Genomic DNA, 18,168 nt, shown 5'->3' on the forward strand with positions numbered 1-18,168 from the left:
CGGGCTGGCCATCGGCGCCGGCGCGGTGGCCCTGAGCGGGGACGACACCGAGGACGCCGGCGTCCCCGTGGCCGACGCCGTCCTCGACCCGCTGGAGGGCAGCGGCGCCTCCGGCCGCGCCGCGGTGGTGGAGCGCCCCGACGGCACGCTGGTGCTGCGGGTCGAGCTGGCCGCCGAGGCGCCGCGGGAGGGCTACCTCGAGGCCTGGCTGCTCGACGAGTCGGTGTCCGGGCTTATCCCGCTCGGCGTCGTCCGGGCCGGCACCGAGGAGTTCGAGCTGCCCGCCGGGGTCGACATCGGGGAGTACCCGGTCGTCGACGTCTCGGTCGAGCAGCTGGACGGCGACCCGACGCACTCGGGCGTCTCGGTGGCGCGCGGGCAGCTCGACACCTGACCCGCGTCGCTACCGTCAGGGGCGTGACCGCGCTCGACGTGCTGCTCCCCCACGAGGACCTCGGCGACTCCTGGCGCGCCGCGCGCCCCCGGCCGGCCGGGCGGCACCTGGACACCGCCGCCTGCAGCCGGCAGAGCAACCGGGTGCTGGAGGCCGTCGCGCACCACGCGCGGCACGAGGCCGAGCTCGGCGGCTACGTCGCCGAGGCGAGCGCCGGCGACCTGCTGCAGCAGGGCCGCAGCGTGCTCGGCGGCCTGGTCGGGATGGCCGCCGCCGACGTCGTCTTCGTCGAGTCGGCGCAGGCCGCGCTCGGGGCGCTGCTGGCCGCCTGGCGGCTGCCCGGCGGTGCCCGGGTGGCCCGCCTCCCCGGCGAGTACGCGCCCAACGCCGCCCAGCTGCGCGACGCCGGCCTCGAGGCGGTGCCGATGGCCGTGGACGGCGACGGCCGGGCCGACGTCGAGGCGCTGGGCCGGCTGCTGGCCGCCGACCCGCCGCGGCTGGTGCACCTCACGCACGTGGCCAGCCACCGCGGCGTCGTCCAGCCCGCGGCGGAGGTCGCCGCACTGTGCCGCGAGCACGGCGTGCCGCTGGTGCTCGACGCCGCCCAGTCGCTGGGTCACGTCGACGTCGACCTCGGCGCCGACGTCGTCTACTCGACCTCGCGCAAGTGGCTGGCCGGGCCCCGCGGCGTCGGCGTCCTGTGCGTGCGCCCGCCGGTGACCGCGGAGCTGACGCCGGTGCTGCCCGGCCCGGCCGACCTGCCGCCGCTGCGCGCGCTGGAGAGCGGGGAGGCGCACGTGGCCGGCCGGGTGGGGCTGGTGCTCGCCGTCGGGGAGCACCTGGCCGCCGGACCCGACCGGGTGCGCGCCCGCCTGGCCGCGCTGGGCCGGACCGCGCGGGAGGTGCTCGACGGCGCGGCCGGCTGGCGGGTGGTCGAGCCGCGCGACGAGCCGACGGCCACCACCACGCTGCGCCCACCGGACGGCGTCGACGTCGTCGCCACCCGCGCCCGGCTGCTCAGCGAGCAGGGCATCGTGACGACGGCGATCGGGGTCGAGCGCGCGCCGGAGGAGATGACCGGCCCGGTGCTGCGGGTGTCGCCGCACCTGGACGGCACCGTCGACGACCTCGAGGCCCTCGCCGCCGCCCTCTAACGGCCCCGCTGCAGGGGCCCGCCGCGAGCTTGCGAGCGGTGGGGGGCAGCGGGGTCCTTCCGCTGCACGCGGGCGGAGACCCGGCGGTGGACGGCGAGCTGCTCGTCGAGGCCGGCGTGCACCGGGACGCCGTCCTCCACCACCAGCCGCCCGCCGACGACGGTGTGCCGAGCGGCCACCGGCCCGCACCGCAGCCAGGCCTCCACCGGGTCGGACAGCGCGCCGGCGAAGGCCACCCCCGTCAGCGGCCAGACGGCGAGGTCGCCGCACGACCCGACCGACAGCTGCCCGATCTGGCCCGTCCGCCCGAGGCAGTCCGCGCCGCCGCGGGTGGCGATCTCCAGCGCGTCCCGGGCGGTGAACGACCCGGCGCCGTGCCGCAGCTTGCCCTGCAGCATCGCCGTGCGGGCCTCCAGCCACAGCGACGCGGCGTCGGCCGACGAGGACCCGTCCACGCCCAGCCCCACCGGCGCGCCGGCCGCCCGCAGCTCGGCCACCGGCGCGAGCCCGCTGCCCAGGACCATGTTCGACGACGGGCAGTGCGCCGCCCCGACCCGCGCGGCGCCGAGCCGGCGCACCTCGTCGGGCGAGGGCCACACGACGTGCGCCAGCCACACCCGGTCGCCCATCCAGCCGACGTCGGCCAGGTAGTCGACCGGACGGCGGCCGAAGCGCTCGAGGCAGAACGCGTCCTCGTCCTGCGTCTCGGCGAGGTGGGTGTGCAGCCGGACGTCGAGCCGCTCGGCCAGCTCCGCCGTCCGCGTCATGAGCGACGTCGACACGCTGAACGGCGAGCACGGCGCCAGGGCGATGCGGGTGAGCGCCGTCGGGGAGCGGTCGTGGTGGGCGGCCACCAGCCGCTCGGACTCGGCGAGGACCTCGTCGTCGTCCTGGACGACGGAGTCCGGCGGCAGCCCGCCGTCCTTCTCCGACAGCGACATCGAGCCGCGGGTGAAGTGCGAGCGCATCCCCAGGTCGCGGGCCGCGGCCACCTCCGCGCTGATCAGGTCACCGGCGCCGCGCGGGTGCACGTAGAGGTGGTCGGTCGAGGTGGTGCAGCCGGCCAGCGCCAGCTCGGTCAGGCCCACGTAGGCCGAGACGTAGGCGGCCTCCTCGTCCAGCCGCGCCCACAGCGGGTAGAGGGTGACCAGCCAGTCGAACAGGCCGCCGGTCAGCGCGGGGGCGAAGGAGCGGGTGAGGTTCTGGTACAGGTGGTGGTGGGTGTTGACCAGCCCGGGCGTCACCAGGCAGCCGCGGGCGTCGATCGTGCGGGTCGCCGCCGGCCGCGGGTCGCCGGGTCCACCGACCCCGCTCACCACACCACCGGTCACCGCCACCCAGCCGCCGGCGATCTCCCGCCGCCCGTCGTCGACGGTGGCCACGAGGTCGGCGTCGGTCACGAGCAGGTCGGCGGGCGCGGTCGTCTCCACGCGGGGCATCCTGCCCAGGCCGGGTGGACGGCGCGTGCCGCCACACGGGCGCGCGCAACCTCCCCGTGACGATCCGGGGCTACCGTGACCGTCCCCGGCACCCCGCGGGCCTGCTGCGGCGGGCGCGGCGGCCGGCCCACCGACGAGGAGCGACGATGCACTTCCTGCAGCCCACGACGTGGGCGGAGGCGCTGGAGGCCAAGGCCGCCCACCCCGACGCCGTCGCGATCGCGGGTGGCACCGACGTCATGGTCGCGGTCAACTTCGGCCGGCTGCGGCCCGCGCGGCTGCTCGACCTGACCCGGATCGAGGACCTGCGGCAGTGGGACACCGAGGACGGCGCCGTCCGGCTGGGCGCGGGCGTCCCCTACGCCCGCGTGATCACCGAGCTGGGCGACCGGCTGCCCGGCCTGGCGATGGCCGCCCGCACCATCGGCTCCCCGCAGATCCGCAACCGGGGCACCGTCGGCGGCAACCTGGCCACCGCCTCCCCCGCGGGCGACGCGCACCCGGCACTGCTGGCCGCCGACGCCGAGGTCGAGGTGGCCTCGGTGCGGGGCAGCCGCCGGATCCCGGTCGCCGACTTCTACACCGGCGTCAAGCGCACGGCGATGGCCGACGACGAGCTGATCGCCGCCGTCCGGATCGTCCCGCCGAGCGGCCCGCAGCAGTACAGCAAGATCGGCACCCGCAACGCGATGGTCATCGCCGTCGCCGCGTTCGGGCTGGCGCTGCACCCCGCCCGCCGGGCCGTCGGCACCGGCATCGGGTCGGCCGCGCCCACGCCGCGCCGCGCGCCCGCGGCCGAGGAGTTCCTCGCCGGCGAGCTCGACGGGTCGTGGGACTCCCGCGCCGAACTGCCGAGCGCGACCGCCGCCCGTTTCGGCGAGCTGGTCGCCGAGGCGGCCGCACCGATCGACGACGTCCGCGGCACCGCGCGCTACCGCGTCCACGCGCTCTCCGTCATGGCCCGCCGCGCGCTGACCTGGGCCTGGGCCGAGTACCGCACCGACTCCCGCGACTCCCCGAAGGAGGCCTGAGGTGCGCCTGACCTGCACCGTCAACGGCACCGAGCAGCAGGTGGACGACGTCTGGGAGGGCGAGAGCCTGCTCTACGTCCTCCGCGAGCGGATGGGCCTGCCCGGCTCGAAGAACGCCTGCGAGCAGGGCGAGTGCGGCTCCTGCACCGTCTACCTCGACGGGCTGCCGGTCTGCGCCTGCCTGGTCGCCGCGGGGCAGGCCGAGGGCCGGGAGGTCGGCACCGTCGAGGGCCTGACCGACGGGGACACCGGTGAGCTGCACCCGGTGCAGCAGGCCTTCCTCGACGCCGGCGCCGTCCAGTGCGGCTTCTGCACCCCCGGGCTGCTGGTGGCCACCGACGACCTGGTCGGCCGCTCCCTGGCCGAGGGGCGCAAGCCGGCGGACGCCGAGATCCGCGAGGCGCTGGCCGGCAACCTCTGCCGGTGCACCGGCTACGAGAAGATCCTCGACGCCGTCCGGCTCGCCGCCGACCGGATGAGCGAGGCCGGGCGGTGAGCGCCCCCACCCGGACCCCGAGCGGGGCACCGGCCCACCTGACCGGCGTGGGCGGCGGGCGGGTCGGCGACGACGCCCAGCGCCCCGACGGCGTCCTCAAGGTCCGCGGCGAGTTCGCCTACGGCAGCGACCTGTGGATAGGGGACATGCTCTGGGGCGTCACGCTGCGCAGCCCGCACCCCTACGCCCGCATCCGGTCCGTCGACCTCGGCCCGGCGCTGGCCGTCCCCGGGGTGCACGCCGTCCTCACCTCCGACGACGTGCCGGGCGAGAAGGTCTACGGCCTCGAGCTGGCCGACCAGCCGGTCCTCGCCGTCGACGTCGTCCGCTACCAGGGCGAGCCGGTGGCGCTGGTCGCCGCCGACCACCCCGAGACCGCCCGCCTGGCCGCCTCCCGGATCCAGGTCGACTACGAGGTCTGGGAGCCGGTCACCGACGCGCGCGTGGCGCTCGGGCACCCGACCTGGAACCAGGTGCACGACGCCCCGGCGGAGGTCACCGAGCTCAGCCGGGAGAGCGCCCACCTGCACCCGCAGGGCAACCTGGTGCGCCACCTCAAGGTCCGCAAGGGCGACCCGGAGCCGACCGCGGACGTCGTGGTGGTGGGCGAGTACGAGGTCGGCATGCAGGACCAGGCGTTCCTCGGCCCGGAGTCCGGGCTGGCCGTCCCCACCGAGGACGGCGGCGTCGAGCTCTACGTCGCCACCCAGTGGCTGCACGTCGACCAGCGGCAGATCTGCTCCGCCCTGGGCCTGCCGCCCGAGCGGGTGCGGCTGACCCTCGCCGGTGTCGGCGGGGCCTTCGGCGGCCGCGAGGACCTCTCGATGCACGTGCACGCCTGCCTGCTGGCGCTGCACACCGGCAAGCCGGTGAAGATGTCCTACAACCGCGAGGAGTCCTTCTTCGGCCACGTGCACCGCCACCCGGCGACCATGCGCTACGAGCACGGCGCGACCCGGGACGGCGACCTGGTCTACGTGCGGGCGGCCGTCTACTTCGACGGCGGCGCCTACGCCTCCAGCACCCCGGCGGTCGTGGGCAACGGCGGCACGATGGGCGTCGGCCCCTACGTCGTCCCGAACGTGCACGTGGACTGCTACGGCGCCTACACCAACAACCCGCCGTGCGGCGCCATGCGCGGCTTCGGGTCGGTGCAGACCGCCTTCGCCTACGAGTCGCAGATGGACGCGCTGGCCGCCGAGCTGGGCATGGACCCGGTCGAGCTGCGCTGCCGCAACGCGATGGAGGAGGGGTCGCCGACCCCCACCGGGCAGGTGATCGACAGCCCGGCCCCCGTCGCCGAGCTGCTCCGCCGCCTGCAGGCCATGCCGCTGCCCCCCGAGGCCGCGACCGGCGACGACGTCGACCTGCGCGACATGCCCGGCGGCGTCTCCAACACCACGCACGGCGAGGGCGTCCGGCGCGGCGTCGGGTACGCCGTCGCGTACAAGAACGTGGCCTTCTCCGAGGGCTACGACGACCACTCCACCGCGCGGGTGCGCCTGGAGGTCGTCGGCGGCGAGGCGGTCGCGACCGTGCACACCGCCGCGGCCGAGGTGGGCCAGGGGCTGGTGACCGTCGAGCAGCAGATCGCCCGCACCGAGCTGGGCGTCGAGCGGGTCACCGTGCACCCCAAGGACACCACCGTCGGGTCGGCCGGGTCCACCTCGGCGTCCCGGCAGACCTACGTCACCGGCGGGGCGGTCAAGGCCGCGTGCGAGGCGGTCCGCGCCCGGGTGCTGGAGCGGGCGCGGTCCGTCGTCGGGCGGCCGGTGGCCGACCTGCGGCTGGACGGCGGCAAGGTCGTGTCCGACGCCGAGGGCATCGCGGTCCCGCTGGCCGACGTGCTCGGCGACGAGGCGGTCGAGGAGACCCTGGAGTGGCGGCACCGCCCCACCGAGGCGGTCGACCCCGAGACCGGCCAGGGCTTCGCGCACGTGCAGTACGCGTTCTCAGCGCACCGGGCGGTGGTCGACGTCGACACCGAGCTCGGGCTGGTCAAGGTGGTGGAGATGGCCTGCACCCAGGACGTCGGCAAGGCCATCAACCCGCAGGCGGTCATCGGCCAGATCCAGGGCGGCACCGCCCAGGGGCTCGGCCTGGCGGTGATGGAGGAGATCCTGATCAGGGACGGCAGGGTGCAGAACCCGTCGTTCACCGACTACCTGATCCCGACCGTGCTCGACATGCCGCCGATGCGCATCGAGGTCCTCGAGTGCGCCGACCCGCACGCCCCCTACGGCCTGCGCGGCGTCGGGGAGGCACCCAACATCTCCTCCGGCCCGGCGGTGCTGGCCGCCATCCGGGCCGCGACCGGCCTCCCGCTGCGGCGCGTCCCCGTGCGCCCGGAGCACATCACGGTCGAAGGACCCCTTGCCCCCCACCCCTCGCACGCTCGCGGCGGGCCCCTGCAGGGGGCCTGAGAGCGCACACGCCCGGCCCGCTACGGCCTCGGACCGGCGGAGGTGACGCCGGCCAGGCGGTCCATCGCGGCCAGCACCCGGTCCTGCAGGTCGGGGTCCTCCAGCGCGCGCGGGATCCGCGCCCGCCGGCTCCCGGCGGTGTACCCGCCGGCCCACTCGCCGGCCGCCGCCCGCGCCACCCGCCCGGCACCGTCCTCGACGTCCCCCGGTGCGCCCGGGGAGGCCAGCTTGGTGCGCACCCAGCCCGGGTCGACCGCGCCCACGCGCAGGGAGGGCAGGTGGCGGGCCCAGGCCAGCGCCAGGACGACGTCGAGCGCCTTGGAGTCGGCGTAGGCGCGCCGCGGCGGGCGCGGGCTGCCGAGGTCGTCGGGGTCGACGCGACCCGAGCCGACCATGCCGCTGCCGAGGAAGACCAGGCGCTCGCGCACCCGTTCGGACAGCAGTGCGGTGAGCAGGTGCGGCGCGAGCGCGTTGACGGCGAACGCCAGCTCGTGGCCCTGCCGGCTGGGCGGCGCCCCCTCCGGCGGCCACACGCCGGCGTTGTGGACGAGCACGTCGAGGTCCCCCTGCCGCCCCAGCGCATCGGCGAGCGAGCGCACCTGGTCGAGGTCGGCCAGGTCGCCGGTGACCAGCCGGACGCTGCCGAGCCGGCCGAGCTCCTCGGCGACCGGCGCGCCGCGGGCCTCACTGCGGGCGTGCAGGACGACGGTGTGCCCGCCGGCGAGCAGCCGCCGCTCGGCCGCGCGGCCGATGCCGTCGGTGGAGCCGGTGATCGCGATCGTCGCCATGGGGGGCACCTACCCGCTGCGGCCGGAGCACCTCACCGCGACCTGAGCGAGGTCTCCTCCCAGCGGCGGTCCAGGGCGGCGCGGCCCTCCTCGGTGGGGCGGCCCCACAGCCGCAGCCGGGCCATGCCGCCGTCGGGGAAGACGTCCATCCGCACCCGGGTGACGCCCGTGTCGCCGGGCAGGACCAAGCGGTGCCGGGTGTCGGGCTGCAGCGGGGTCACGGGCAGCAGCCCGATCTCGTCGCCGTCGGCGGTGGTGCCGGTCAGCGAGGCCGCGCCGGGCGCGTTGCCGAGGAACCACGAGGTGTCGAGCTCGGCGAGGGTGACGGTCCCCTCGCAGGCCAGCGTCACCTCCACCCAGTCGTTGCCGTCGTCGCGGCGGCGGGCGTTCTCCCAGCCCTCGCCCATCGAGCGCGCGTCGCCCCGGCCGATGAGCTGGTGCGGGCTGCCGTAGAAGGCGTTGCTCACCCCGCTGACCGTCCCGCCGTTCTCCAGGGCGGCGAGATCGCACGGGCCGGCGTCGAGCAGCCGCGGGTCCGGGACCACCTCGCCGTGCACCCGCAGCCGGGCCACGCCGCCGTCGGGGTGGATGGACAGCCGCACGTGGGTCACCCGGGGTCCCGGCTCGACGGTGAAGCGGTTCGCCGTGCCCCCGGCCAGCTCCGACAGCGGCAGCAGCGGCACCCAGTCGGCGTCGACCAGCACGGACGCCGGTGGGTGGCCCTCGACCGACGTGCCCTCCAGCGACGCGCGCGGCGGGTAGTTGCCGAGGAAGAAAGCGGTGTCGACGACGACGCCGCGCACGATGCCCGGCATGCCGAGCCGCACGACCGCCCAGTCGGTGCCCGGCTCGCGCCGTCGCCGGGTCTCCCAGCCGTCGTACTCCTTGCCGCGCGCCCCGAAGTCGTCCCGCGCCTGTGGCGGTCGGGGGAGGATCAGGTTCTCCTTGCCGGCGAAGAACTCGTCGTTGGCGGCCACCACGGCACCGCCCTGCGTGCGCACGGCCAGGTCGGGCAGGTCGAACGGGTCGCTCACGGCTCTCCTCCGCAGATCGGCGGGGGGTCACTCTCGCACGGCCGGGGTAGGGGCCCGGCGTCTCACGCCGAACCCGAGGAGGACCCGTGTCCGAACCGACCGACGACCTGCGCGAGCGCGCCCGCGAGCACGTCCGGCAGATGCCCGCCGAGACCGCGCTGGGCAACGCCGACCCCGCCGGGGGCTCCGCCGACGACCCCGAGATCATGGACGAGGCCGCCCGCGAGGAACCCCGGAGCTGACCTCAGCGGCCTCCTCGGTCCAGCAACCGGCCGAGGGGGCTACCGTCGGCCTCCTGCCCGCGCAGCCACGTCCGCCGGACGACGCCGGTCAGCTCGCGGCCCGCGTAGGGCGTCACCGGGTTGCGGTGCTCGAGCCGGCCCACCGTGAAGCGCTCCTCGGGGGCGAAGGCGACCAGGTCGGCGTCCTTGCCGACGGCGATCGCGCCCTTGCCCGGCAGCCCGGCCAGCCGCGCCGGCGCCGCCGACATCCAGCGGGCGACCTCGGCCAGGCCGATCCCGCGCGCCCGCGCGCCGGTCCACACCGCCGGCAGCGCCACCTGCAGCCCGGCGATCCCGCCCCACGCCAGCCCGAAGTCGCCGACGTCGAGCCGCTTGAGCTCCGGCGTGCACGGCGAGTGGTCGCTCACCACCATGTCGATCACGGGCTGGCCGCCGTCCCCGGCCTCCAGCGCGGCCCACAGCGCCTCGCGGTGCGCCGACTCCCGGATCGGCGGGCAGCACTTGAACGCGGTGTCCCCGTCGGGCACGTCCTCCGCGGCGAAGGTCAGGTAGTGCGGGCAGGTCTCCACGGTGACCCGCACACCGCCCGCCCGGGCCGCCCGCAGCAGCGGCAGCGCGCCGCCGTCGGCCAGGTGGACGACGTGGCTGCGGGCGCCGGTGTCCCGCGTGGCGGACACCAGCCGGCCGATCGCCGTCTCCTCCGCCGCGGGCGGCCGGGAGGCGAGGAACGCCGCGTAGCTCGCGCCTCCCGGTTCCGGCGCCGCGCCGATGACCTCCTCGTCCTCGGCGTGCGCGACGAGCAGCCCGTCGAAGGACGCCAGCTCGGCGAGCGCGGCGCGCAGCCCGGCGTCGTCCAGCGGGGGGAACTCCGGCACGCCGGAGTCGAGCAGGAAGCACTTGACGCCGACGACGCCGGCCTCGTGCATCGGCCGCAGCTGCTCGACGTTGCCGGGGACCGCGCCGCCCCAGAACGCCACGTCGACGGCGACCTGCCCCGCGGCGACCTCGCGCTTGGCCCGCAGCGCCTCGAGCGTCGTGGTGGCCGGCACGGAGTTGAGCGGCATGTCCACGATCGTGGTGATGCCGCCGGCGGCCGCGGCGCGGGTCGCGGTGGCGAAGCCCTCCCACTCGGTGCGGCCGGGCTCGTTGACGTGCACGTGGCTGTCCACCAGCCCGGGCAGCAGCACCTCGTCGTCGGCGAGGGTGACCGCGCCGGCCGGGACGTCGTCGAAGCCGGAGACGGCGGCGACCACGCCGTCCTCGGTGTGCACGGCCGCGGCGCGCTCGCCGTCGGGGAGCACCACCCGCCGGGCCCGGACGACGAGGCTCACGCCACCGCCTCCGCCGCCCGCACGACCCGGTGGAGCTCGGCGCCCCACGCGCTGGCCACCCACCCGTTCTCCAGCGGCAACCGCACGGCGTCCTCCCCGGTCAGCACCCCCGCAGCCTGCCCCACGTGCACGGTGGACGCGTAGGCGCGCGGTGCCACCGGCGGCAGCCAGGCCGGCGCCCCGGGGCCGAGGCCGACGGTCGTGTGCAGCAGCGGCCGACCGTCGACGACCACCCGCGTCGTGCCGGTCCAGCGCCCGGGCTCCTCCCCGGTGCGGCCGAGCAGCACCTGCTCGCTCGCGGTGAGGACGGCGCCGGGCGCGAGCGCCGCCGACAGCTCCGCCCGGTGGTGCGCGCCGCGCGCGACGACGGTGGGCTCCGGGCGCAGGTCGAGCTCCCCGGCCACCTCGGCGACGACCCGCTGCACCGAGGGCCGGTCGCCGTCCCGCGCCGGCAGCGCGACGGCGGCGGCCACCGAGCGCACGGCCAGCGTGGCGCCCTCCTCGACGACCAGGCGGACCTCGGCGTCGTCCCCACCCAGCGGGCCGAACGCCGTCGCCACCAGGTGCACCGACGCCGGGCCGGTGCGCCGCACCGCCAGCTGCCCGCCGCCCCGCACGACCGGCAGCACGGTGCGCCCGCCGGGGCCGCGCCGGGCCACGACCTCGACCCGGGTCCTCACGCTCCCTGCAGCGCCCGGTCCCGCACCTGGGCGCGCACCCAGTCGGCCACCGTCGCGGCGGTCGGGTCCTCGCGGAGCGAGATCAGCAGCGTGGGCTTGTCCCCCCGCACCAGCGCCGAGTCGCGGCGCATGACGTCGAGGTCGGCGCCCACCAGCGGCGCCAGGTCGGTCTTGTTCACCACCAGCAGGTCGCTGGCGGTGACCCCCGGCCCGCCCTTGCGCGGCACCTTGTCCCCGCCGGCGACGTCGACGACGAACACCTGCACGTCGACCAGCCCGTAGCTGAAGCTCGCCGTCAGGTTGTCCCCGCCGGACTCGACGAACACCAGCTCCAGGCCGGGGTGGCGGGCCTCGAGCAGCTCGACGGCGTCGAGGTTGGCGGTGATGTCGTCGCGGATGGCGGTGTGCGGGCAGCAGCCGGTCTGCACCGCCTCGATCCGGTCGTCGGGCAGGACGGCGTTGCGGCGCAGGAAGTCGGCGTCCTCGGTCGTGTAGATGTCGTTGGTGACGACGGCGAGGTCGTACTCCGCGCCGAGCGTGCGGCACAGCGCCGCGGCCAGGGCGGTCTTGCCCGAGCCGACCGGCCCGCCGAGGCCCACGCGCAGCGGCCCGCCGTGCCGGTGCGGCGCGGGGGCGTCGACGTAGTCGTCCAGGTTGTGGTCAGGCGGCATCTGTACTCCCGGTGGGGCTCATGAGGCGAAGAAGCGGTCCTTCCGTGCGGCGTGCACCTCGGCGAGGAGGTCGAGGAGCGGGTCGGTGTCGGCCGGAAGCGGGCCATCAGCGCCACGAAGGCTCCCTCCGGCGACGGCGTCGATCTCCGGGGCCAGCCGCGCGGTGAGCGCGGCGACGGTGAGCGGGTCCATGGCCAGCAGCCGCTGGGCCGCCGTCGCCGGGCCGCTGACCGACAGGTAGGCGGCGGCCGCGGCGGCGTCCGAGGGCGTCAGGCCGCCGGCGGCCGCGGCGACACCGAGCGCGACCGGGTGGTGCGGCGCGGCCGGCAGGGCGTCCCACAGCGGCGAGGGCCAGGCCCGGCGGCCCACCCGCACCAGCCCGCGCCCCTGCTGCCGGGAGGCCGCCCGCAGCGCCGGCGACGGCGTCCGCGCGTCGGCCTCGGCGTCGAGACCTGCCAGGTCTCCCCCTCGACACGCGGCGGCCGCCAGGCCGGCGGCCACCCGCCCCGACGTCGTCAGCCGGCGCAGCAGGAACCCCGCCAGCGACGCCGGACCGCTGACCACGCCGGCCGCGATCGCCTGCTCGACGCCACCGGAGTGGGTGTGTCCGCCGGCGGGCAGCCGCGAGTCGGCCAGCGTGAGGAGTGCGGCGCTCATCAGAACAGGAAGTACCGCTGCGCCATCGGCAGCTCGCGCACCGGCTCGGGCTCCCACACCTCGCCGTCCACGCGGACCGTGAACGTGTCGGGGTCGACCCGGATCTCCGGCAGCGCGGTGTTCTCCGGCATGTCGGCCTTGGTCAGCCGGGTGGTGTCGGTGACCGCGGCCAGCCGCCGGTCGACGGCGAGCCGGTCACCCAGCCCCGCGTCGAGCGCCGCAGGCGCGACGAAGTGCAGCGACGTCCGCGCCGGCACCCGGCCGTACGCGCCGAACATCGGCCGCGGCAGCTGCGGCTGCGGTGTGGGGATGGAGGCGTTGGCGTCGCCCATCTGCGCCCAGGCGACCATCCCGCCCTTGAGCACCGCGTGCGGCCGGACGCCGAAGAACCGCGGGTCCCACAGCACCAGGTCGGCGAGCTTGCCGGGCTCCACGGAGCCGACCTCGCCGTCGATCCCGTGCGCGACCGCCGGGCAGATCGTGTACTTGGCGACGTACCGGCGGGCCCGCAGGTTGTCCGCCGCGCCGTCCCCGGCCAGCGACCCGCGCTTGCGCTTCATGACGTGCGCCGTCTGCCAGGTGCGCAGGACGACCTCGCCCACGCGGCCCATCGCCTGCGCGTCCGAGCCGATCATCGAGATGGCACCGACGTCGTGCAGCAGGTCCTCGGCGGCGATCGTCGTCGGCCGGATCCGGCTCTCGGCGAAGGCGAGGTCCTCCGGCACGGAGCTGTCCAGGTGGTGGCAGACCATGAGCATGTCGAGGTGCTCGTCGAGGGTGTTCACCGTGTGCGGCCGGGTCGGGTTGGTGCTGCTGGGGAGCACGTTCACGTGCCCGGCGACGGTGATGATGTCCGGCGCGTGACCGCCTCCGGCCCCCTCGGTGTGGTAGGCGTGGATGCTCCGCCCGGCGATCGCGGCCAGGGTGTCCTCGACGAAGCCGGCCTCGTTGAGCGTGTCCGAGTGCAGGGCCACCGGGACACCGTGGCGGCCGGCCACCGTGAGGCAGGCGTCGATCGCGGCGGGCGTGGAGCCCCAGTCCTCGTGCAGCTTGAACCCGCTGGCGCCACCGCGGAGCTGCTCCTCCATGGCCGCCTGCGAGACGGTGTTGCCCTTGCCGAGCAGCGCGACGTTGACCGGCCACGGGTCCATCGCCTCGAGCATCCGGGCCAGGTACCAGTCGCCGGGTGTGATGGTCGTGGCCTTGGAGCCCTCGGCCGGTCCGGTACCGCCGCCGATCAGGGTGGTGACGCCGGAGCCCAGCGCCGTCGGCACGATCTGCGGGCAGATGAAGTGCACGTGGCAGTCGATGCCGCCGGCGGTGAGGATCTTGCCGTTGCCGGCCATCACCTCGGTGCCCGGGCCGATGACCAGGCCGGGGTGGACGCCGTCCATCGTGTCGGGGTTGCCGGCCTTGCCCAGCGCCACGATCCGCCCGTCCCGGACGCCGACGTCGGCCTTGACGATCCCCCAGTGGTCGAGGACGACCGCACCGGTGATCACCAGGTCGGGCGCGCCCTCGGCGCGGGTGGCCCGCCCCTGGCCCATCGACTCGCGGATCACCTTGCCGCCGCCGAACACCGCCTCCTCCCCGGCGCGGCCCGGCCCGCCGCAGCGGTCCTCCTCGACCTCGACCAGCAGGTCGGTGTCGGCCAGTCGGACGCGGTCCCCCGTGGTCGGGCCGTACAGCTGGGCGTAGCGCTCGCGGGACAGCCGCACCATCAGCCGAGCCCTCCGTCTGCGGTCAGGCCGGGGACGACGTGCGCGCCGGCCAGCGGCACGAGCGTCACCGTGCGGGTGATGCCGGGCTCGAAGCGGACGGCGGTGCCGGCGGCGACGTCGAGCCGGTGCCCGTGCGCGGCTGCGCGGTCGAAGGCCAGCGCCCGGTTGGTCTGCGCGAAGTGGAAGTGCGAGCCGACCTGCACGGGCCGGTCGCCGGTGTTGGTCACCTCGAGCTCGAGCCGCGGCGCTCCCTCCAGCGTCTCGATGACCCCGTCGGCCGGGATGACCTCGCCGGGGATCACGGGATGGGCTGGTGGACCGTCACGAGCTTGGTCCCGTCCGGGAAGGTCGCCTCCACCTGCACCTCCTCCAGCAGCTCGGGGACGCCGTCCATCACGTCGTCGCGGGTGAGCACCGTGCGGCCGGACTGCACGAGCTCGGCGACCAGGCCGCCGTCGCGAGCGCCCTCCAGCACGTGGTCGGTGACGATCGCCGTCGCCTCCGGGAGGTTGAGCCGCAGCCCCCTCGCACGCCGGCGGCGGGCCAGCTCGGCGGCGTAGGAGAGCAGCAGGCGTTCCTGCTCGTGCGGGGAGAGGTGCACGCGGGGTCCTCCGGGGTCGGCGGAGCCCGCACGGTAGCCCGGCCGTGTAACGCCGCTGTTGCCGCTCACCGGAGCGGGCGGAAGAACTCCCGGACGTCGTCGAGCAGGAGCCCCGGCTGCTCCATCGCGGCGAAGTGACCGCCGCGGTCGTGCTCGCGCCAGGACCGCAGGTCGGTCAGCTGCCGCTCCACCCACTCGCGGGGCGGCTGGAAGATCTCGTGGGGGAAGAGCGAGACGCCGGTGGGCACGGTCACCTGCGGCGCGCGCTCCGCGGGCGCCCGCGCCATCTCCCAGTACATCCGTGCCGACGACGTCGCCGTCGCGGTGAACCAGTAGACGGAGACGTCGTCGAGGAGCCGGTCGAGCCCGATGACGGCGAGCGGGTCGCCGTCGGTCCACGCGTCGAACTTCTCCAGGATCCACGCGCACTGCCCGGCCGGTGAGTCGGTGAGCCCGTAGCCGAGCGTCTGCGGCCGGGTGCGGTGCTGGTTGCTGTAGGCCGAGCCGGTCTCGCGGAAGGCCCGCAGCCGGTCCAGCGCCCGCTGCTCGCGCTCGCCGAACTCCGTCTGCCCCTCGGGCGGACCGGTGACCACCATGTTGAGGTGCACGCCGACGACGCGGTCGGGATGGCGCGCGCCCAGGTTGGCCGACACGAACGACCCGATGTCCCCGCCCTGGGCGCCGAAGCGCTCGTGGCCCAGCCGGCGCATCAGCTCGGCCCACGCGTCGGCCGTGCGCGCCGGCCCCCAGCCGGGGACGGTCGGCTTGCCGCTCCAGCCGTAGCCCGGCAGCGAGGGGACGACGACGGAGAAGGCGTCGCGCGGGTCCTCGGGCTCGGTCAGCGGGCCGACGAGCTCCAGGAACTCGACCACCGACCCGGGCCACCCGTGGGTGAGCACCAGGGGCAGGGCGTCCTCGTGCGGTGAGCGGACGTGCAGGAAGTGGAGCGGCAGTCCGTCGACCACCGTCGTCGCCTGCGGGAAGGCGTTGATCCGCGCCTGCCGCGACGGCCAGTGGTACTCCTCCGCCCAGTACCGGCAGACCTCCTGCAGCCAGGCGAGCGGCACACCCTGCGCCCAGTCGTCGACGGTGGCCGGCTCGGGCCAGCGGGTGTCGCGCAGCCGGCGGCGCAGGTCGGCGACCGTCCCGTCCGGCACGTCGACGGTGAAGGGCGTGATGACGTCGTCGTCCACGGGGTCACCGTAACGGCGGTTGACGGCCGGGTCGGCCCACCTCTACGGTTCATTACATGAGTAATGAACCCAGGGACCAGGGCGGCCCTGGCGGAGCCCGGCGTCCCCGGTGAACGAGGACGCCGGCCCGATCTTCCGGCAGGTCGCCGCGCAGATCGAGAACGCGATCGTCGACGGCTCCCTCCCCGAGGAGAGCCAGGCGCCGTCGTCCAACGAGCTCAGCGCCTTCCACCGCATCAACCCCGCCACGGCGGCCAAGGGCCTCAACCAGCTGGTGGCCGACGGGGTCCTCTACAAGAGACGAGGAGTCGGGATGTTCGTCGCCACCGGCGCCCGCGAGCAGCTGCTCAAGCGGCGGCGCAGCGAGTTCGCCGACCAGTACGTCCGCCCCCTGATGGCCGAGGCGCAGAAGCTCGGCATCTCCGTCCGCGAGCTCGCCTCGATGATCGACCGCTGGGAGGACGAGCGATGACCGTCGCCGCCACGCTCACCGACGTCACCGTCCGGTTCCGGGAGCACACCGCCCTCGCCGGGGTCACCACCTCGATCGCACGCGAGGGCATCACCGGCCTGCTGGGCCGCAACGGTGCCGGCAAGACGACGCTGCTGCAGCTGCTCACCGGTCACCGGGTGCCGACCAGCGGCCGCGTGGAGGTGCTCGGCGCCGCCCCGTACGAGAACGACGACGTCCTGCGGCGCGTCTGCTTCGTCAAGGAGGGGCAGCGCTACCCCGACCACTTCCGGGTGCGCGACGCCCTCGCGGCGGCGGCCACGCTCTTCCCCGAGTGGGACGAGGACCTGGCCCGCTCACTGGTCGCCGACTTCGAGCTGCCGGCCCGGCGTCCGGTCAAGAAGCTGTCGCGCGGCATGGTGTCGGCGGTCGGCATCACGATCGGTCTGGCCTCGCGAGCGCCGGTGACGCTCTTCGACGAGCCCTACCTGGGTCTGGACGCCGTCGCGCGGCAGCTCTTCTACGACCGGCTCCTGGCCGACTACGCCGAGAACCCGCGCACCGTCGTCCTCTCGACGCACCTCATCGAGGAGATCAGTGGCCTGCTGGAGCACGTCCTGCTCCTCGACTCCGGCCGGCTCCTCCTCGACGACGACGCCGACGACCTGCGTGCCGCGGCGCTCACGGTGACCGGTCCGGCCGACCGCGTCGCGGCACTGGCCGCCGAGCACGACGCGCTGTCGGTCGAGACGCTGGGCGGCGCCAGCCGTGCCGTGCTGCGCCTGCGCCGGCGGGTCGAGCCCGCCGAGCTGGTCCCGGCCGGGATGACGGCCGAGCCCACGCCCCTGCAGCAACTCGTCGTGGCGATGAGCCTGCGCCGTCGACCGGCCGCCGCCGTCCGCACCGCCGACCCGCTCGAGGAGGTCTCCCGATGAACCGCGTCACGGCCGCCGGCCGGCTGCACCTGATGAACCCGCTGCTCACCTTCGGTGTCCCGTGGGCGATCGTCGCCTCGAGCTTCGGGATCAACGTCGCGGTATGGGTGCTGACCGACGCCGGGGCGCAGCCGCGCGGCGGCGTCTCCGGAGGCGTGGCGTCGCTGTACATCACCGTCATGATCATCTACGTGCAGTCGATGACCCAGGTGCTGCCCTTCGCGATGGGCATGAGCCTCACCCGCCGGACCTTCTGGTTGGGCACCGCGCTGGTCGCCGCCGTGCAGGCGCTCGGCTACGGCATCGTCCTGTCGGCGCTGACTGCGATCGAGGGCGCGACGGGCGGCTGGGGGGTCCGCCTGCACTTCTGGGCGCCGGGCGTCCTGGACGTCGACGACGCCGCACTGCAGGTCCTGGTGTCGGGAGCGCCGATGCTCGCGTTCGCCTTCGCCGGCGTCGGGATCGGTGTGGTGATGAAGCGCTGGGGACAGGTCGGGACGTGGGTCCTCGCCCTCACGACGCTCCTGGTGACCGGTGGTCTCGCCATCCTCGTCTCGTGGCGCCGCGCCTGGGGTGACGTCGGCGCCTGGCTGACCGACCAGACCGTCCTGACGCTCGCCGTCGCCCTCCCGCTGGGACTGGCAGTGGTCCTCGCAGGGCTGTCTCTCGCCGGCCTCCGCCGCCTGGTCCCCTGACACTCGGGGCCGATCGAAGGGGACGTCTCCGGTCCCGGTTCCGTCGCCTACGGGGCCGAGACCTTCGGTGACGGACCACGGCAGCGCCGGACGAGTCCCTCCGACAGGTGCCATCGTCGCGACAAGGGCACACCGGCGGATCCCGACGGGTCCCTCAGTGCCGGTGACGGGGACTGCCCGGACATGCAGAAATGCCTGGAGGGCTCCGGCCGTGTCGGCTGGAGCCCTCCAG

The 18,168-nt window shown here is 75.7% G+C and carries 20 protein-coding genes; 9 read left to right on the forward strand and 11 right to left on the reverse strand.

Going from position 1 to position 18,168, the window contains the following annotated elements:
- Both ABQ292_RS21645 and egtE read left to right on the forward strand, forming a co-directional pair.
- The coding region (locus ABQ292_RS21645) for an anti-sigma factor domain-containing protein (protein WP_369209782.1) at positions 1-394 on the forward strand (394 nt) is incomplete at its 5' end.
- A 23-nt stretch (positions 395-417) separates the two neighbouring features.
- Entirely contained in the window at positions 418-1,548 is a 1,131-nt protein-coding gene (gene egtE, locus ABQ292_RS21650) for an ergothioneine biosynthesis PLP-dependent enzyme EgtE (protein ID WP_369209783.1), read from the forward strand.
- On the opposite strand, the gene ABQ292_RS21655 is transcribed toward egtE, so the two are convergent.
- Positions 1,545-2,978 (reverse strand): 8-oxoguanine deaminase, encoded by a 1,434-nt coding sequence (locus ABQ292_RS21655; protein WP_369209784.1) that lies wholly within the window; start codon positions 2,976-2,978, stop codon positions 1,545-1,547. The genes egtE and ABQ292_RS21655 overlap by 4 nt on opposite strands.
- A gap of 155 nt (positions 2,979-3,133) precedes the next feature.
- Here ABQ292_RS21655 and ABQ292_RS21660 point away from each other — a divergent pair, with 155 nt between their 5' ends.
- Genes ABQ292_RS21660 through pucD form a run of 3 tightly spaced genes read left to right on the forward strand, consistent with a single transcriptional unit; the run spans position 3,134 to position 6,937 of the window.
- Entirely contained in the window at positions 3,134-4,018 is an 885-nt protein-coding gene (locus tag ABQ292_RS21660) for an FAD binding domain-containing protein (protein WP_369209785.1), read from the forward strand.
- 1 nt (position 4,019) lies between these two features.
- A complete protein-coding gene (locus ABQ292_RS21665) occupies positions 4,020-4,514 on the forward strand; it encodes a (2Fe-2S)-binding protein (protein ID WP_369209786.1) in 495 nt (164 codons plus the stop codon).
- On the forward strand, positions 4,511-6,937 hold the full coding sequence (pucD, locus tag ABQ292_RS21670) for a xanthine dehydrogenase subunit D (RefSeq protein WP_369209787.1): 2,427 nt from the start codon (positions 4,511-4,513) through the stop codon (positions 6,935-6,937). Before ABQ292_RS21665 ends, pucD begins: the two co-directional genes overlap by 4 nt.
- 20 nt (positions 6,938-6,957) lie before the next feature.
- Here pucD and ABQ292_RS21675 read toward each other — a convergent pair whose 3' ends face one another.
- Together ABQ292_RS21675 and alc are read right to left on the reverse strand one after the other, a co-directional pair.
- Positions 6,958-7,725 (reverse strand): SDR family NAD(P)-dependent oxidoreductase, encoded by a 768-nt coding sequence (locus tag ABQ292_RS21675; protein WP_369209788.1) that lies wholly within the window; start codon positions 7,723-7,725, stop codon positions 6,958-6,960.
- A gap of 32 nt (positions 7,726-7,757) precedes the next feature.
- Positions 7,758-8,759: an allantoicase gene (gene alc, locus ABQ292_RS21680; protein WP_369209789.1), complete on the reverse strand. Its 1,002-nt coding sequence runs from the start codon at positions 8,757-8,759 to the stop codon at positions 7,758-7,760.
- Positions 8,760-8,845: 86 nt separating this feature from the next.
- Between alc and ABQ292_RS21685 the strand changes: the two genes are divergently transcribed.
- On the forward strand, positions 8,846-9,001 hold the full coding sequence (locus ABQ292_RS21685; protein WP_369209790.1) for a hypothetical protein: 156 nt from the start codon (positions 8,846-8,848) through the stop codon (positions 8,999-9,001).
- Between the two features lie 2 nt (positions 9,002-9,003).
- On the opposite strand, the gene allB is transcribed toward ABQ292_RS21685, so the two are convergent.
- From allB to ABQ292_RS21725, 8 genes are all read right to left on the reverse strand, one after another.
- Positions 9,004-10,332, reverse strand: a complete 1,329-nt coding sequence (allB, locus tag ABQ292_RS21690; RefSeq protein ID WP_369209791.1) for an allantoinase AllB — start codon at positions 10,330-10,332, stop codon at positions 9,004-9,006.
- Complete coding sequence (locus ABQ292_RS21695) at positions 10,329-11,012, reverse strand: urease accessory protein UreD (protein ID WP_369209792.1); 684 nt, start codon at positions 11,010-11,012, stop codon at positions 10,329-10,331. The genes allB and ABQ292_RS21695 overlap by 4 nt, the downstream gene beginning before the upstream one ends.
- Positions 11,009-11,683 carry an urease accessory protein UreG gene (ureG, locus tag ABQ292_RS21700; RefSeq protein WP_369209793.1) on the reverse strand — a complete coding sequence of 225 codons (675 nt, stop codon included), beginning with the start codon at positions 11,681-11,683 and terminating at the stop codon, positions 11,009-11,011. The genes ABQ292_RS21695 and ureG overlap by 4 nt, the downstream gene beginning before the upstream one ends.
- Before the next feature lie 18 nt (positions 11,684-11,701).
- Complete coding sequence (locus ABQ292_RS21705) at positions 11,702-12,340, reverse strand: urease accessory protein UreF (protein ID WP_369209794.1); 639 nt, start codon at positions 12,338-12,340, stop codon at positions 11,702-11,704.
- On the reverse strand, positions 12,340-14,061 hold the full coding sequence (locus ABQ292_RS21710) for an urease subunit alpha (protein WP_369209795.1): 1,722 nt from the start codon (positions 14,059-14,061) through the stop codon (positions 12,340-12,342). Before ABQ292_RS21710 ends, ABQ292_RS21705 begins: the two co-directional genes overlap by 1 nt.
- Complete coding sequence (locus tag ABQ292_RS21715) at positions 14,061-14,363, reverse strand: urease subunit beta (RefSeq protein WP_438940617.1); 303 nt, start codon at positions 14,361-14,363, stop codon at positions 14,061-14,063. The genes ABQ292_RS21710 and ABQ292_RS21715 overlap by 1 nt, the downstream gene beginning before the upstream one ends.
- Positions 14,360-14,662 carry an urease subunit gamma gene (locus ABQ292_RS21720; protein ID WP_369209796.1) on the reverse strand — a complete coding sequence of 101 codons (303 nt, stop codon included), beginning with the start codon at positions 14,660-14,662 and terminating at the stop codon, positions 14,360-14,362. The genes ABQ292_RS21715 and ABQ292_RS21720 overlap by 4 nt, the downstream gene beginning before the upstream one ends.
- A gap of 65 nt (positions 14,663-14,727) precedes the next feature.
- The gene (locus ABQ292_RS21725; protein WP_369209797.1) at positions 14,728-15,855 is read right to left on the reverse strand and encodes an epoxide hydrolase family protein; all 1,128 of its coding nucleotides are present in this window, start codon (positions 15,853-15,855) and stop codon (positions 14,728-14,730) included.
- Between the two features lie 109 nt (positions 15,856-15,964).
- Here ABQ292_RS21725 and ABQ292_RS21730 point away from each other — a divergent pair, with 109 nt between their 5' ends.
- From ABQ292_RS21730 to ABQ292_RS21740, 3 genes are read left to right on the forward strand one after another with little or no spacing between them, the layout of a single operon-like run.
- Complete coding sequence (locus ABQ292_RS21730) at positions 15,965-16,327, forward strand: GntR family transcriptional regulator (RefSeq protein WP_369209798.1); 363 nt, start codon at positions 15,965-15,967, stop codon at positions 16,325-16,327.
- Positions 16,324-17,241, forward strand: coding sequence for an ATP-binding cassette domain-containing protein (locus ABQ292_RS21735; protein ID WP_369209799.1), 918 nt, complete (start codon positions 16,324-16,326; stop codon positions 17,239-17,241). Before ABQ292_RS21730 ends, ABQ292_RS21735 begins: the two co-directional genes overlap by 4 nt.
- Positions 17,238-17,936 carry a hypothetical protein gene (locus ABQ292_RS21740; RefSeq protein ID WP_369209800.1) on the forward strand — a complete coding sequence of 233 codons (699 nt, stop codon included), beginning with the start codon at positions 17,238-17,240 and terminating at the stop codon, positions 17,934-17,936. Before ABQ292_RS21735 ends, ABQ292_RS21740 begins: the two co-directional genes overlap by 4 nt.
- Positions 17,937-18,168 lie beyond the last annotated feature (232 nt).

The organism is Geodermatophilus maliterrae (genome assembly GCF_041018925.1).
GTDB classification, from domain to species: Bacteria; Actinomycetota; Actinomycetes; order Mycobacteriales; family Geodermatophilaceae; genus Geodermatophilus; species Geodermatophilus maliterrae.

Coding starts and splice junctions, on each gene's coding strand:
- ABQ292_RS21660 (WP_369209785.1), top strand. CDS start 3,134: ATGCACTTCCTGCAGCCCACGACGTGGGCGGAGGCGCTGGAGGCCAAG.
- ABQ292_RS21675 (WP_369209788.1), bottom strand. CDS start 7,725: ATGGCGACGATCGCGATCACCGGCTCCACCGACGGCATCGGCCGCGCG.
- ureG (WP_369209793.1), bottom strand. CDS start 11,683: ATGCCGCCTGACCACAACCTGGACGACTACGTCGACGCCCCCGCGCCG.
- ABQ292_RS21705 (WP_369209794.1), bottom strand. CDS start 12,340: ATGAGCGCCGCACTCCTCACGCTGGCCGACTCGCGGCTGCCCGCCGGC.
- ABQ292_RS21710 (WP_369209795.1), bottom strand. CDS start 14,061: ATGGTGCGGCTGTCCCGCGAGCGCTACGCCCAGCTGTACGGCCCGACC.
- ABQ292_RS21735 (WP_369209799.1), top strand. CDS start 16,324: ATGACCGTCGCCGCCACGCTCACCGACGTCACCGTCCGGTTCCGGGAG.
- ABQ292_RS21740 (WP_369209800.1), top strand. CDS start 17,238: ATGAACCGCGTCACGGCCGCCGGCCGGCTGCACCTGATGAACCCGCTG.